Origin of the sequence: Achromobacter xylosoxidans, assembly GCF_014490035.1 — a bacterium.
In the GTDB taxonomy this organism is placed as follows: domain Bacteria; phylum Pseudomonadota; class Gammaproteobacteria; order Burkholderiales; family Burkholderiaceae_B; genus Achromobacter; species Achromobacter bronchisepticus_A.
Genome location: NZ_CP061008.1, coordinates 325,153 through 337,341, shown reverse-complemented (window position 1 = coordinate 337,341; position 12,189 = coordinate 325,153). Strand labels below are relative to the sequence as shown.

The window sequence follows — 12,189 nt, the reverse complement described above, 5'->3', positions numbered from 1 at the left end:
GCCTTCTTTCCCGCATGACCGTAGGAGCGCCGATGCGCCGCCTTGTTGCCCTGGCCTTGTCCATCACCGCCACGCTCGCGCCAGCCACGCTGACCCGCGCGGCCCCGGCCGCCCTGACTCCCGCCGCGGCCGCCACCGAAGCCGCCCACCAAGCGGGCATGGGAGGCTATCTCTACTTCTACCCGCTGGTCACGATGGACCTGACCCGCCGCCAGTTCACCCACCCGTCCCGCGGCGCCGAGGGCGCGCCGGCCAATACCTTTCTGCATGGGCGGGCGCTGCCGCAGCCGGGCGCGGCCACTCCCTGGGCCAATCCGGACATGCTGCGCAGCGTCGGCTGGCTGGACCTGACGTCCGGGCCGGTGGTGCTGTCGGTGCCGGATACCCAAGGCCGGCTCTATGCGCTGACGCTGCTGGACATGTGGACGGATGTGTTCGCCACGCTGGGCAAGCGCAGCACCGGCACGGCCAAGGGCAATACCGTGATCGTGCCGCCGGGCTGGAGCGGCGTGCTGCCCTCGGGCATGGCGCGCATCGACGCGCCCACGGCCTACGTATGGGCCAAGAATCTGATCCAGGCGGATGGACCCGCCGACTACCCAGCGGTCCACGTCTTGCAAGACGGCTTCCAGCTGACGCCGCTGGCGCAATGGAACCTGCCCGTGCAAGCGCAGCGGGCGAAGGCCGATCCCTCCCTGAATCTGCGCATCCCGGTGCGCGAGCAGGTCGAGTCCATGCCGACCGACGCCTACTTCGAATATGCGGCCGAGCTGCTGCGCAAGAACCCGCCGCATGCCACCGATCAGCCCGTGCTGGCCAGGCTGCGCGGCGCCGGGCTGGCCGCCGGCCGGCCGTTCGACTTCGCCCAGCTCGACCATCCCGCCAAACAGGGTTTGCGCCGCGGCCTGCGGGCGGCGCGCGAGCGCATGACGGCAGCGGCCGGCGCCACGGTGCGCAGCGTCAACGGCTGGCACCAGGAAACCGCCAGCATCGGCGTCTACGGCAATTCCTATCTGCGGCGCGCCCTGGCGGCGCAGGCGCAGCCAGGCGCGGGCCTGCCCGAAGACCTGAGCGTGCTGCTGCTGGCGGCCGACAGCCAAGGCGCACCGCTGGATGGCGCGCACGGCTACACGCTGCATTTTGAAAGCGGCCAACTGCCGCCCGCCGCGGCGCTGTGGTCGCTAGCGGCCTACGACGCGCAAGGCATGCCGTCGGCCAATCCGCTGAACCGCTACGCGCTGGGCGACCGCGATCCTTTGCGGTACAACGCCGACGGTTCGCTGGACCTGCGCATCAGCCATGCGCCGCCCGCGCCCGAGGAACAGTCCAACTGGCTGCCGCTGCCCGCAGCCGGCGCAGTCAGCGTGCTGCTGCGCGTCTATGCGCCCGAACCCGCGCTGCTGGACGGATTGTGGACGCCGCCCGCCCTGCTGCGCGACACCCCGCCCGAAGACACCCCGCAAGAATCCCCGGAAGCCGCTGAAAAGACGCAGCCATGACAGGCGCCTGCCGCTACCATAGGCGTTTTATCCAAGATTGAACGCCCGCCATGGACGAAGCCTTTAGCCACCAATTGTCGATGACCATCCTGATGACGCCGGACATGGCGAATTTCTCAGGGAATGTGCACGGCGGAACCATCCTCAAGTACCTGGACCAGGTGGCCTACGCCTGTGCCAGCCGGTACGCCGGCCAATACGTGGTGACCCTGTCCGTGGACCAGGTCGTGTTCCGCGAACCCATCCACGTGGGCGAACTGGTGACTTTCCTGGCGGCGGTGAACTACACCGGCCGCACGTCCATGGAAATCGGCATCAAGGTCGTCACCGAGGACATCCGCAAGAAGCTCGTGCGCCATACCAATAGCTGCTATTTCACGATGGTTGCGGTGGATGAGCAGGGCGCGCCGACCGCGGTGCCGCCGCTGGAACCGCGCAACCTGGAAGAAAAACAGCGCATGGAAGCCGCCCGGCTGCGCCGCGAACTACGCCAGGAAATGGAACGCAGGCACGGCGAGATCAAGCGGGAAACCACGCACGACGCGCAGCCCTGACACGGGATTCCCTGCACGCCCAAAGCAAAACGAGCCCAGCGGGCTCGTTTTTTCATGCGTGGTCTTTCATGCGCGGCCTCTGAGGCCAGACCGGCTTCAGGCGCGTTCCACCGAGGCCGGAGGCGACGGCGGCGCGGCGGCGGGTTCGCGGTCGCGGCCCACCATGCGCTTCAAGCCCAGCCACTGCTGCGACCAGAAGCCGCGGCCGTAATCGCGTCCGCCCAGCTCCGCCTGCTGGTCATGGATGCCCGTGGGGCCGTAGCCCACGCCAAAGCGGGCAGTGCGGAACAGCACGTCCCAGATGGGGAACAGCGCGCCGAAGTTGTAGCCGCCCGCCGGTCCCGGCGACGAGGCGTCGTAGGCGATGGAGTGGTGGTGCCGGTGAAAGCGCGGGCTGACCAGCAGGCGCTCGCCGATGGCGCCGAAATGCATGCGCAGGTTGGCGTGCGAGAAGCTCTGCGCCAACTGGGTGATGGCCACCACCATGACGAACTGCGCCGGCGGCACGCCCACCAGCTGCGACACGAACACCACCAGCACGTCGCGCAGCATGTCGTCCAGCAGGTGGTTGCGGTCGTCGCTCCACATGGTCATCTGGCGTTGGCTGTGGTGCACGGCGTGCAGGGCCCAGAGCCAGCCGAAACGGTGCTGGGCCCGGTGGTAGAAGTAGTCCACCGCGTCGAACAGCAACAGGTAGATGATCAGGCTGACCCAGGCCTTGTCCGTCACGCCGGGCCAGTACTGGTCCAGCTGGAACGGCGCGAACCCCCAGACGTGCAACTGGCCGAACACGCTATCCCATAGCGGCTCCACCGTGAAGAACAGCACCAGCCGGAAAGCGCCCAACCGGTGGATCAGCGTGTAGAGCACATCGATGCCGATCTGGCGGCGGTCGGTGACGGCCTCGACCGGACGCAGGCGCTGCAGCGGGCCGAACACCAGCACCAGCACGGCGACCTGCAGCAGGCCGACCAACAACCACATGGTGGCGTCGTAGCCGTCCTCGATGAAGTTGCTCATGCCCAGGTGGAACAGCGCGGGCTGAATCGCCGTTTCGAAGAGCCATTGCTGGCACTCTCCGAACAATTGACTAAGCGTATCCATGATCAATGATGCGTAGCGATCCAATCGCGGTAGGACGGATGCGTATCCAAGGTAGCAAAACAATAGCCCTTGCGCTGCAAACCTTCAATCAGCGGCTCCAGCACGGCCGGCGCCCAGGGGTCCTGGCGCGACCAGATGCCCAGGTGCGCCAGCAGGATGTCGCCGGGCTTGATGGTGCGCAGCGCCTGGTCCAGCAGGCGGGCGTTGGGGTATTTGTCGCTGGGCAGTTCGTCGCCCAGGAAACCGGCGGGCGCCCAGCCCACGTGCTCGAAGCCGCAGGCCTTGGCCGCCTTCAGCAGCGCGGGCGAGGTCTTGCCGCCCGGCGCGCGGTAGATCGGCAGCATGTTCTTGCCCGTCATCTGATGGAAACGGGTGACGGACCGCTTGATCTCGGCGCAATACTGCTCGGGCGTCCATTCGGCGCGCTTGCCCGCGTCCGGACCGGCGCTGGGCTTGACGCGGAACTTGCCGTCGGGGAGATCCGCCTGCCAATAGACGTGGTCGTAGGTGTGCGAGCCGAAGACATGGCCTTCGGCCGCGCGCGCTTTCCACCAGGGCGCCCACACGTCGTCCAGGCTGGAGCCGTCGGTCAGCGTGCGCTCGTTGGCCAGGAAAAACGTCACCTTGACGTTGTGTCGGGCCAGCACGTCGGCGATCAGCGGGGCCACGCCCATGTGGCCGGTATCGAACGTCAGGTAGACCGGTTTGTCGCAGGTAGCGGGCGCGGCCATTCCCATGGCGGGAAAGGCCAGCGCGAACACGACCGCCGCGCGGAGGCGTTTTGCCGCCGGGCCGTCCCAAGGCAAAACCGCCCCCTTGGGGGGCAGCGAGCCCGCATAGCGCGCGCAGCGTGGGGGCTCTTTCCCCGCCGGGCCGCCCCAAGGCAAAACAGCCCCCTTGGGGGGCAGCAAGCCCGCGCAAGCGGGCGCGGCGTGGGGGCTCTTGCTACCGCGTGGGAGCATGGTTCAGCGTCCAGACGCCGTGGGGCGACTTGCCCACCGGCACCTGATTGACCACCTTTTTCTGCTCCAGGTCCACCACGGTGAGCTTGCGGGCCCAGCGCGAAGTGACCAGCAGGGTCTTGCCGTCGGCCAGCACGTCCATGCAGTCCGGACCGCCCGGCACCGGGAAGGTATCGGTGACGGCCAGCGTCTGCAGGTCGATGCGGCTGATGGAGTTGGCGGTGCGGTTGCTGACGAACAGGTGGCGGTGGTCGCCCTGCGCACGGAAGGCGTGGGCGCCCGCGGCGGTCTTGATGCGCGTCACCAGCTTGGCCGGGCCGTTGCTGACGTCGTAGGCCTCGACGTAGGAATCGCCGGTCAGTGCCACCAGCAATGTCTTCTGGTCGGGCGTCAGGAACACGTCGGCGGGCGTCTTGCCCACCGACACCGTCCATTTCGGCGTCTGCGTGGCCAGGTCGATGGCAATGAGCTGATCGCTGTCCTGCAGCGTCACGTAGGCCGTGGTGCTGTTCTTGTCGATCATGATGTGGCTGGGCGTCTTGCCGGCCTGGATGCGCTTGACCAGCTTGAGGTCGAAGCCCTTTTCCAGCGGATGCCAGGAATAGATGTCGATGTGGTCCAGGCGGTTGGCCGCGGTCACGAACCACTTCATGTCCGGCGAGAATTGCAGCTGGTAGGGATCGACGATACCGGTCAGCGTGCGCTGCACTTCACCGGTCTTGGGATCCATCAGCGTGATCGAATCGCTGGTGGCGTTGGCCACCATGAGCGACTTTTCGTCGGGGGTCAGGTACAGGTGATGCGGCTCTTTGCCCGTGGGCACGCGCCGCAATTCCTTGTAGGTGGCCGGATCAACGATGCTGACGTTGGCGTCCAGGGAGTTCAGGACGAAAATCGGGGCCGAGGCGGCCGCGGCGCTAAGCGCCATCCCTACGCCGAACAGGGCGTAGCGGACAAAATGCATGGGGTTCAATTTCTAGGTCCGGCAAAGGGGTATCGGGCAGGGTCCCGGTGCTCGCCATTTTAGGCACAGCGGGCTGACAAAAGGGCATCGTGCCGTGCCAGCCGGACAAACGGACACGCCTGTTGCGACCCAGCAACAGGCGTACGCCGATTACTCCCCGAAAACCGGAAAAATCATTTGCTGCCAACGGGTTGCACGTCGGCATCGGTCCAGGTTCCGGCACGGATATCGCGTTCCCGCAAGGCCGCGGCGCGCGCTGCGGACGAGGGTCCCAGGTCGGCCTCCAACACGCGCCCGTCGGGGCCGACGACGAAGGAGTCGATGCCGGTCTGCCCGTAACGCGCCGGCCACGCGACGATGTGATACGAGCCGCCGTCCGCGCCCGGTATCACCTTGTACCGGTAGCCGTAATAAGCATCGTCCAGCGGCACCTCCGGCCCCATGCTGAGCGCGTCCAAGCCATAGGCCTGCTGCGGGGCGCCCGGCACCTCGGGCCAGTACAGCCCGTCGCGTTGTCCCGGACGGCTGACCAGGCGGCTCGCGTAGCGCCCCTGGCCCACGCCGTCCTTGTAACGACCTTGCGCGGCCTGCAGCTCCCGCAGGGTCTCGATGGCGGTCAGTTCGTTGCGGCCGATCGCGCGGCGGCGGATTTCCGCCGTGCCCGCCGCCGGGTCGAAACGCCAGCCCTGCCCGGCGCGCACGATGGGCACGGGCAGGGTCCAGCCCGAATCCCCGACCGCCAGCCAGGAACGGCCGCCATCGGCCACGATCTCGTGCTTGCGCGACCAGGCCGCCAGGAAACGGTAGATGTCGTCCTGCGCCACGCCGCCCGGCACGATCTTGCTGTGATTCGGCCCCAACACCTTGGCCAGTCCGTCGAGGTCGCCAGTGGCCATGGCGTCGACGAAGGCGTCGGCGGCGGCCTGCGGACTCGGATACAGGCTTTGCGCCGCGGCGGGGGCCGCAAGGCCCAGCGCCAGCAGCGACGCGGCGCCCAGCGCGCGCAAACGAGCAATGGTCATGAGAGTTCCCTTGTCCATGGTGCTTATCTCCGGCCGCCGAAATGTCCGCCGCCGCCGCCACCACCACCGCGTCCGCCGCCTGCGTGTCCGCCGCCGCGCGGACCGCCGCCACCGCCGCCGCGGTTCATCTCGCTGCGCGTGTGCTGCTGCCGCATTTGGTCGCCGTTGCCGGCGCCGCTCAGCGCGTTGGCGCTATTGGAGGCGCGGCCACGGTCACGCGCGGCCGCTTCGTCGGCGCGCTGGCGCTGGGCTGCAGCTTGGCGGTCCTGCGTGGACACGCTGTTGGACGGCCGGTTGTGCTGCGCCTGCCCGCCGCCTTGCGCCCGGTCGCGAGCCCCTTGCCCCCCCTGCCCGCCCTGTCCGGCCCGTTGTTGCCCTTGGCCTTGCCCGCGGTTCGCCGCAGCATCGCCTCGGCCCGCCCCCTGGCCGCGCCCCGCGCCCGGTTCGGCATGGCCGGGGATGGACTGCCCGGTGCGGCCTTCGAACGACTGCGCCGCGCGCTGGCGCGCGGCATCGCGGGAGTTCGGCGCTGCCGCCGCGCCCGGCGAGCGGCCGCCCTGGCCCTGCGCCCGGTTCTGCACGCCAGCCTGACGCTGGCTGTCGAAACGTTGGCGGCTGGCCTGGTCCGCATACGGGGTGTTGCCGCGGTTGGCCGGGTTGTGCTGCCAGGTGGTCCTGTTGTTGTTGATGTTGTTGCGGTCGATGCGCTGGTTGACGTTGATGTTGTTGTAGCGATTGACGTCGATGTCGACGTCGTTATGCCCCCAATCGAACCCGCCCCACATGGAGTTGACCGCGGCCACGCCCAGGCCGAAGCCGATGCCGGCCACCAGCGAGGTGGCGAACACCGAACCCGGAGGCGGCGGGTAGTAGTAAGGCGGATAGGAGGGGTAGGCCCAGGTGCCGTACACCACCGTCGGGTTGTAGCTGGGCACGTACACGACCTGCGGATCGGCCGGCTCGATCACCACGACGGTCTTGTCGTTGGTCGTGCTGGAGGTGACCTTCTGCTGCGGCGTGCTCTTCAGGTTGCCGGCCTTCTGCGCCTGGACGCGCAGCCGCTGGACCGAATCCATGACGGCGTCGGGCTGCGCCAGGAAGGCGTCGCCCACGGATTTCACCCAGTCCGGCTGGCGGCCCATCATGTCCATGACCGACGGGAAGGCCACCAGGGATTTGACGCTGGGATCCCAGGATTCGCCCTCGACCGCCTTGACGGCCTGGTCGCCGGATTCCGAGGTATGCGCGGCCGACCATTTGGCGGCCGCCGCGACATCGTCGGGGTAGGTCGCGCCCATGAGGATTTGCGAGAGCAGCGAATCCGGATACAGCGCCACGGGCGCCATCAATTGATCCAGTTGCGCGTTGTCCAGCTTGGTCTGCGCCGTGGCGGGAAGGCACACAGCCAACCCCAGGCATAACCAGCCGATGAACCATCGTTGCAGTCGACGCATTTTCCGTTCTCCGTGAATCGCCAAGCGTAAAGCCACAAGCCAGGAGGAACTGCCGGATATCGCGCTGACAATATATGCCTAACCCCGGCGCAGGGGAAGCGCCGGCGCTGATCTGCTTCGGTTCACAGTTTGGCGACGGAAACCTCGGTCGCCTTGACGAAAGCCAGCACCTCGGTGCCGACCTCCAAGCCCAGTTCCTTGACCGACCGGGTGGTGATCACCGAGGTCACGATGCCGGCCGGCGTATCCACGTCCACCTCGGACACCACCGGACCCAGGATGATCTCCTTGATCTTGCCGCGGAACTGGTTGCGGGCGTTGATGGATTGAATGCTCATGGTCTTGCTCCTGGAGTGAAGAGCGGCGTCATGCCGCCCATGGGGGAATCGCCGAGCGCGGTCTCAGACCGCCAGCCGCAGGTGTCGGATCTGGATGACGGGCGCCAAGGGCCGCGCGGCGTCCGGCGTGTCTTGCAGACGCAACGCGGCGCGCAGCACGCGGGCCTCCAGCGCGGCGAATGCGGCCGAGCCGCGCACCCGAGGACGCGCCAGGCCGACGCGCTCGTCCAGCGCCACGCCGCCTTCGTCCAGCACCAGGATGCGATCCGCCACCGCCACGGCCTCGGCCGCGTCGTGGGTCGCCAGCACGGCGGTAAATCCCTGCCGGCGCCAGATATCCTCCAGCAGCCGCTGCGCCTCGATGCGGCTCAGCGCGTCCAGCCCCTGAAACGGTTCGTCCAGCAGCAACAGGCCGGGACGGCGCGCCAGGGCCCTGGCCAGCGCCACGCGCTGGCGCTGCGGCTCGGACAACTGCGCGGGCCAGTCGCCGCCGCGGCCGTCCAGGCCCACCTGGCGCAACGCTTCGGCCGCCTGCGCCGTGCCGGGCAGGCCCAGGGCGACGTTGTGCAGCACGGTCTTCCAGGGCAGAAGGCGCGCGTCCGGCAGCAGGAGGCGCACGCGGCCGTCACGCTCCCAGACGGGAAAATTGTCGAACAGCAGCGGCGGACGGGCCGGCTCGCCGCCCTGCTCGCCGCTGGGCGCGAGCTTGCCGGCCAGCAGATGCAGCAAGGTGCTCTTGCCGCTGCCTGCGCGCCCGACCACGGCCACGAACTCGCCGGCCGCAATCTCCAGGTCCAACGCCTGCAATGCGATGCGGTCGCCATGGCGCTTGGCGAGCTTGCGCAAGGTTACGCGCAGCGCAGTTCGCGGCTCGGCCTCGGGCATTTCGTCCGGCTCCGTACGCTGGCGCACGTCCAGGTGCTGCAACAGTTCGAACTCATTGGGATTGATGAACATCATCGCGGCCTCCAGCGCAGCAGCCAGCGCTCCAGCGCGCTTACCAGCGCCCCCGAGCCCAAGCTGAGGACCGCGTAGAGCGCAATCGCCAGCAGCAGGATCGTCACGTCCGGCGGACCGTTGCCCAGCCATTGCGGAATTCCCGGCGCAGTCGGCGTCGCGAACAGTTCCAGTGCTATCAGGGTCAGCCATAGCAGTCCCAGCCCCTGCTTCAAGCCCGTCAGGATGAACGGCAATGCGCCCGGCAGATGCACATGCCAATAAAGAGACCAGCCGCTCAGGTCATGGGACCGGCCGGTGTCGACCAGCGCCGGATCCGCCGCGCGTATGCCGCGCACCGCCTGGTACAGGAGCGGCGCAAGCAGGCTCAGCGCCGGCAGCGCCTGCCTGGCCGTCTCGCTGCCGCCCAGCCACAGCGCCGCGAGCAACGCGCCTCCCAGCCAAGGCAAGGCCGGCGTGTCGGGAGCGGCGCGGACGCGGGTGCGGCGCATCGGTCAGACGCTGAAGCCGCCCGCTAGCGCGAGCCGGCCCAGATCGTAGGATGGGTTGGAAACGGCGGCGCGCGGCAATACCAGCTCGGACAGGCGCTCCACCGAGTCCTCCAGCCGCCGGCGGACTTCCCCGTCTATCTCGCCCGCGCCGAACTCGTCCACGCGTACCTGGGTATCGGTGGCGTAGACGCCCGCCAGGATGTGGCGCGCGCCCAGCGCCGACAACACGGGCTTCAAGCCGTACTCCAGCGCCAACAGATGCGCCGGGCTGCCGCCCGTGGCGATGGGCAACACCACCTTGCCGGCCAGCGCCTTGGGATCCAGCAGGTCCAGTACCGCCTTCAACCCGCCGGAAAAGGAGGCCTGATAGACCGGCGAGGAAATCACGACCGCATCTGCCGCCGCCACGCGGGCACGCAGCGCGTTGGCCGCGGCGCCGGCGTAATTGCCTTCTATCAGGTCTTCGGCGGGGATATCGCGCAAGCCCAGTTCGCCCACGCTCAACCCGCGCGGCTGCAGGATCCCGGCGGCGTGCCGCAGCAGCACCGCGGAACGGGAGCGCTGCGACGGACTGCCGGCGATGGCGAGTACACGGGCGTGAGCCTGGTGACGTGGCGATGACATGGAAGGTTGTTTGCGGCTGTGGGTTCAAGGAGTCGAACCGATTCTGTCATCGCCGCGCTGCGTCGAAAAATACTTAGTCGATATGAGGTTATGTTGAAACGCAGGTTCGGCCGCTTTGGGAAATATGCGAAAAGCACAGCCCGCTCTCTCGTCCGTATGCAGGACTGGCTTGCACCAGGCGGCGAGCCTATACTGGATTGGCTAGTTGCTCCCGATTCCTTTTCGAAAGGAGAGGCAACATGTATAAGCACCTGCTCGTCGCCGTGGACGGCTCCCTGCTGTCTGAATCGGCTTTCAAGCGCGCTCTTGTTTTCGCCAAGGAAATGGGAGCCACCATCACGCTCATCCGCGCCATTCCGGAGGACCATCTGCTGGTCTACCAGGCCGAAATGCTGGGCACCACGCAGGCGCACCACACCGACCAGGCGCGCAAGAACGCGCAAACCTACCTGGACAACCTGGAGATGGAAGCGCGCCACGCGCTGGTGCCGTGCAACGCCGTGGTCACGGTCAACGACCATCCGCACGAAGCCATCGTCGAGGCGGCGCAGAACCAGGGCTGCGACCTGATCATCATGGGTTCGCACGGTCGCCACGGCATGACGGGCTTCTTGCTGGGCAGCGAAACCCAGCGCGTGCTGGCGCGCACCCGACTGCCGGTGCTGGTGTACCGATAATCCGGCAGGCGCGGCCGTTCAGGCGGCGGCCAGCGCGTGCTGGAAGGTAAAGCTGTCGGAATACATGTGGTCCAGGCTGGCGCCGCGCGCGGCCAGCAGGCTCTTGGCTTGGTGGATCATGTCAGGCGCGCCGCACAGGTAGAAGGCGTGCTCGGACAGATCCTGGTGGTCTTCCAGGACCGCCTGCTGCACGTGGCCGCGCCGGCCCTGCCAGTCCGCGCCCGCGCGCGACAGCACCGGCACGAAGTTGAATTCGTACAGCCGCCCTGCCCAGCTTTCGATTACGTCGCGCAGGTAGAGGTCGGCCTCGGTGCGCATGCCCCAGTAGAGCGTGACGGGCGGGCAGTCCTCGTTGTCCAGCAGCGATTCCAGGATGGCCTTGATCGGCGCGATGCCCGTGCCGGTAGCCATCATGATGAGCGGCCGCCAGTCTTCCTCGTGGTAGCTGAACACGCCCAGCGGCGCTTCGATCTCCATGCCGGCGCCGGCTTGCGCCTGGCCCAGCCACTGGTCGGTGTAGCGGCCGCCTGGAATGCGGCGCACGTGGAAATCCACCAGGTTGCCGGCGGGCGCCGAAGCCATGGAAAAGCTGCGCGTCTCGCCGTCGGGCAGCACCACGTTCATGTACTGGCCCGGCACATACTCCAGGCCCGCTTCGGGCAGCGCCAGCGTCAGGTGGATGACGTCGTCGCAATACCGTTCGATGCGGTGGATGGTGGCGGGCAGGCGGCGCGGTTCGGGAAACGACTGCCGGCTGCTGGCCACGCTGATGCAGAGATCGCCCAGCGGCCGGGCCTGGCAGGCCAGCGCGTAGCCTTCGGCCGCTTCTTCGGGCGTCAGGGCCATGGGGAACTCTTCATACTCCACGGCGCCGGACTCCAGCTTGATGCGGCAGGTGCCGCAGCCGCCGAAGGTGCACTCGTGCGGCAGCTTCACCGCCGAGCGCTCGGCGGCCTGCAGTACGGATTCGCCTTCTTCGACCTGGAACGATTCGTCGGTTTGCAGGATGTGCACGCGGTATGCCATGGCCGGCCTCGCTTATTTCTTGATATCCGCCTCGACCAGCACTTTCATGCCGCGCGGCTCCAGCAGCGCCGCCAGCGCGGCAAGCGCGGCCAGGCCGGCCTTGGTGTCCTGTTCGCCGTTGCCGCCGCTCAGGCCCACGCCCCCGATCACCTCGTTGTTCACCACGATGGGAAAGCCGCCGACGAACACGGCGAACTTGCCGTCAAAGCTCCACTGGATGCCGAAGGCCTCGTTGCCAGGCAGCGCCGGACCGTTGGGCGGAGTGTTGAACAGATGGGTGGAACGCTTGTGCCCGGCGGCGGTAAAGGCCTTGTTCCAGGCGATCTGCGGGCCGGTGATGCGGGCGCCGTCCATGCGCTCCAGGGCGATGGGATAGCCGCCGTCGTCGACGATGCAGATCGACTCCAGCACGCCGATTTCCTCGGATTTTGCGATGGCCGCGCGGACCATCACGCGCGCTTCTTCCAGTTCCAGACGATAGACCTGCTTCATGGGGATACCTCTTCTGCTTGCGATT

Annotated in this window: 14 protein-coding genes; 3 read left to right on the top strand and 11 right to left on the bottom strand. The window is 67.7% G+C overall.

Annotation, left to right across the window (positions count from 1 at the left end; translation table 11 throughout):
- Positions 1-32: 32 nt before the first annotated feature.
- Entirely contained in the window at positions 33-1,499 is a 1,467-nt protein-coding gene (locus tag IAG39_RS01600) for a DUF1254 domain-containing protein (protein ID WP_118932337.1), read from the top strand.
- A 50-nt stretch (positions 1,500-1,549) separates the two neighbouring features.
- On the top strand, positions 1,550-2,053 hold the full coding sequence (locus IAG39_RS01595) for an acyl-CoA thioesterase (protein ID WP_059377136.1): 504 nt from the start codon (positions 1,550-1,552) through the stop codon (positions 2,051-2,053).
- A gap of 96 nt (positions 2,054-2,149) precedes the next feature.
- On the opposite strand, the gene IAG39_RS01590 is transcribed toward IAG39_RS01595, so the two are convergent.
- The 9 genes from IAG39_RS01590 to ssuE form a co-directional block, all read right to left on the bottom strand.
- On the bottom strand, positions 2,150-3,157 hold the full coding sequence (locus IAG39_RS01590) for a sterol desaturase family protein (RefSeq protein ID WP_118932336.1): 1,008 nt from the start codon (positions 3,155-3,157) through the stop codon (positions 2,150-2,152).
- A gap of 2 nt (positions 3,158-3,159) precedes the next feature.
- The gene (locus IAG39_RS01585; protein ID WP_410469168.1) at positions 3,160-3,888 is read right to left on the bottom strand and encodes a polysaccharide deacetylase family protein; all 729 of its coding nucleotides are present in this window, start codon (positions 3,886-3,888) and stop codon (positions 3,160-3,162) included.
- A 214-nt stretch (positions 3,889-4,102) separates the two neighbouring features.
- Positions 4,103-5,083, bottom strand: coding sequence for a beta-propeller fold lactonase family protein (locus IAG39_RS01580; RefSeq protein ID WP_013391071.1), 981 nt, complete (start codon positions 5,081-5,083; stop codon positions 4,103-4,105).
- Positions 5,084-5,256: 173 nt separating this feature from the next.
- A complete protein-coding gene (locus IAG39_RS01575) occupies positions 5,257-6,105 on the bottom strand; it encodes a DUF2950 family protein (RefSeq protein WP_240633235.1) in 849 nt (282 codons plus the stop codon).
- 23 nt (positions 6,106-6,128) lie between these two features.
- Positions 6,129-7,559 (bottom strand): DUF3300 domain-containing protein, encoded by a 1,431-nt coding sequence (locus IAG39_RS01570; protein WP_118932335.1) that lies wholly within the window; start codon positions 7,557-7,559, stop codon positions 6,129-6,131.
- Between the two features lie 122 nt (positions 7,560-7,681).
- A complete protein-coding gene (locus IAG39_RS01565) occupies positions 7,682-7,897 on the bottom strand; it encodes a molybdopterin-binding protein (RefSeq protein ID WP_054455309.1) in 216 nt (71 codons plus the stop codon).
- Between the two features lie 63 nt (positions 7,898-7,960).
- Positions 7,961-8,857, bottom strand: coding sequence for an ATP-binding cassette domain-containing protein (locus tag IAG39_RS01560; RefSeq protein WP_118932334.1), 897 nt, complete (start codon positions 8,855-8,857; stop codon positions 7,961-7,963).
- A complete protein-coding gene (locus tag IAG39_RS01555; RefSeq protein WP_118932333.1) occupies positions 8,854-9,345 on the bottom strand; it encodes an ABC transporter permease in 492 nt (163 codons plus the stop codon). The genes IAG39_RS01560 and IAG39_RS01555 overlap by 4 nt, the downstream gene beginning before the upstream one ends.
- A 3-nt stretch (positions 9,346-9,348) precedes the next feature.
- Positions 9,349-9,969: an NADPH-dependent FMN reductase gene (gene ssuE, locus IAG39_RS01550; protein ID WP_118932332.1), complete on the bottom strand. Its 621-nt coding sequence runs from the start codon at positions 9,967-9,969 to the stop codon at positions 9,349-9,351.
- Between the two features lie 239 nt (positions 9,970-10,208).
- On the opposite strand from ssuE, the gene IAG39_RS01545 reads away from it, so the two are divergent.
- The gene (locus tag IAG39_RS01545; protein ID WP_059377110.1) at positions 10,209-10,646 is read left to right on the top strand and encodes a universal stress protein; all 438 of its coding nucleotides are present in this window, start codon (positions 10,209-10,211) and stop codon (positions 10,644-10,646) included.
- Positions 10,647-10,664: 18 nt separating this feature from the next.
- On the opposite strand, the gene IAG39_RS01540 is transcribed toward IAG39_RS01545, so the two are convergent.
- A complete protein-coding gene (locus IAG39_RS01540) occupies positions 10,665-11,672 on the bottom strand; it encodes a 2Fe-2S iron-sulfur cluster-binding protein (RefSeq protein WP_118932331.1) in 1,008 nt (335 codons plus the stop codon).
- 12 nt (positions 11,673-11,684) lie between these two features.
- Positions 11,685-12,164, bottom strand: coding sequence for a GlcG/HbpS family heme-binding protein (locus IAG39_RS01535; RefSeq protein ID WP_059377103.1), 480 nt, complete (start codon positions 12,162-12,164; stop codon positions 11,685-11,687).
- Between the last annotated feature and the right edge of the window lie 25 nt (positions 12,165-12,189).

Excerpts from the sequence above, each read along its gene's own strand:
- IAG39_RS01600 (WP_118932337.1), top strand. The coding sequence starts at position 33 with ATGCGCCGCCTTGTTGCCCTGGCCTTGTCCATCACCGCCACGCTCGCG.
- IAG39_RS01595 (WP_059377136.1), top strand. The coding sequence starts at position 1,550 with ATGGACGAAGCCTTTAGCCACCAATTGTCGATGACCATCCTGATGACG.
- IAG39_RS01590 (WP_118932336.1), bottom strand. The coding sequence starts at position 3,157 with ATGGATACGCTTAGTCAATTGTTCGGAGAGTGCCAGCAATGGCTCTTC.
- IAG39_RS01585 (WP_410469168.1), bottom strand. The coding sequence starts at position 3,888 with ATGGCCGCGCCCGCTACCTGCGACAAACCGGTCTACCTGACGTTCGAT.
- IAG39_RS01580 (WP_013391071.1), bottom strand. The coding sequence starts at position 5,083 with ATGCATTTTGTCCGCTACGCCCTGTTCGGCGTAGGGATGGCGCTTAGC.
- IAG39_RS01575 (WP_240633235.1), bottom strand. The coding sequence starts at position 6,105 with ATGACCATTGCTCGTTTGCGCGCGCTGGGCGCCGCGTCGCTGCTGGCG.
- IAG39_RS01570 (WP_118932335.1), bottom strand. The coding sequence starts at position 7,559 with ATGCGTCGACTGCAACGATGGTTCATCGGCTGGTTATGCCTGGGGTTG.
- IAG39_RS01565 (WP_054455309.1), bottom strand. The coding sequence starts at position 7,897 with ATGAGCATTCAATCCATCAACGCCCGCAACCAGTTCCGCGGCAAGATC.
- IAG39_RS01560 (WP_118932334.1), bottom strand. The coding sequence starts at position 8,857 with ATGATGTTCATCAATCCCAATGAGTTCGAACTGTTGCAGCACCTGGAC.
- IAG39_RS01555 (WP_118932333.1), bottom strand. The coding sequence starts at position 9,345 with ATGCGCCGCACCCGCGTCCGCGCCGCTCCCGACACGCCGGCCTTGCCT.
- ssuE (WP_118932332.1), bottom strand. The coding sequence starts at position 9,969 with ATGTCATCGCCACGTCACCAGGCTCACGCCCGTGTACTCGCCATCGCC.
- IAG39_RS01545 (WP_059377110.1), top strand. The coding sequence starts at position 10,209 with ATGTATAAGCACCTGCTCGTCGCCGTGGACGGCTCCCTGCTGTCTGAA.
- IAG39_RS01540 (WP_118932331.1), bottom strand. The coding sequence starts at position 11,672 with ATGGCATACCGCGTGCACATCCTGCAAACCGACGAATCGTTCCAGGTC.
- IAG39_RS01535 (WP_059377103.1), bottom strand. The coding sequence starts at position 12,164 with ATGAAGCAGGTCTATCGTCTGGAACTGGAAGAAGCGCGCGTGATGGTC.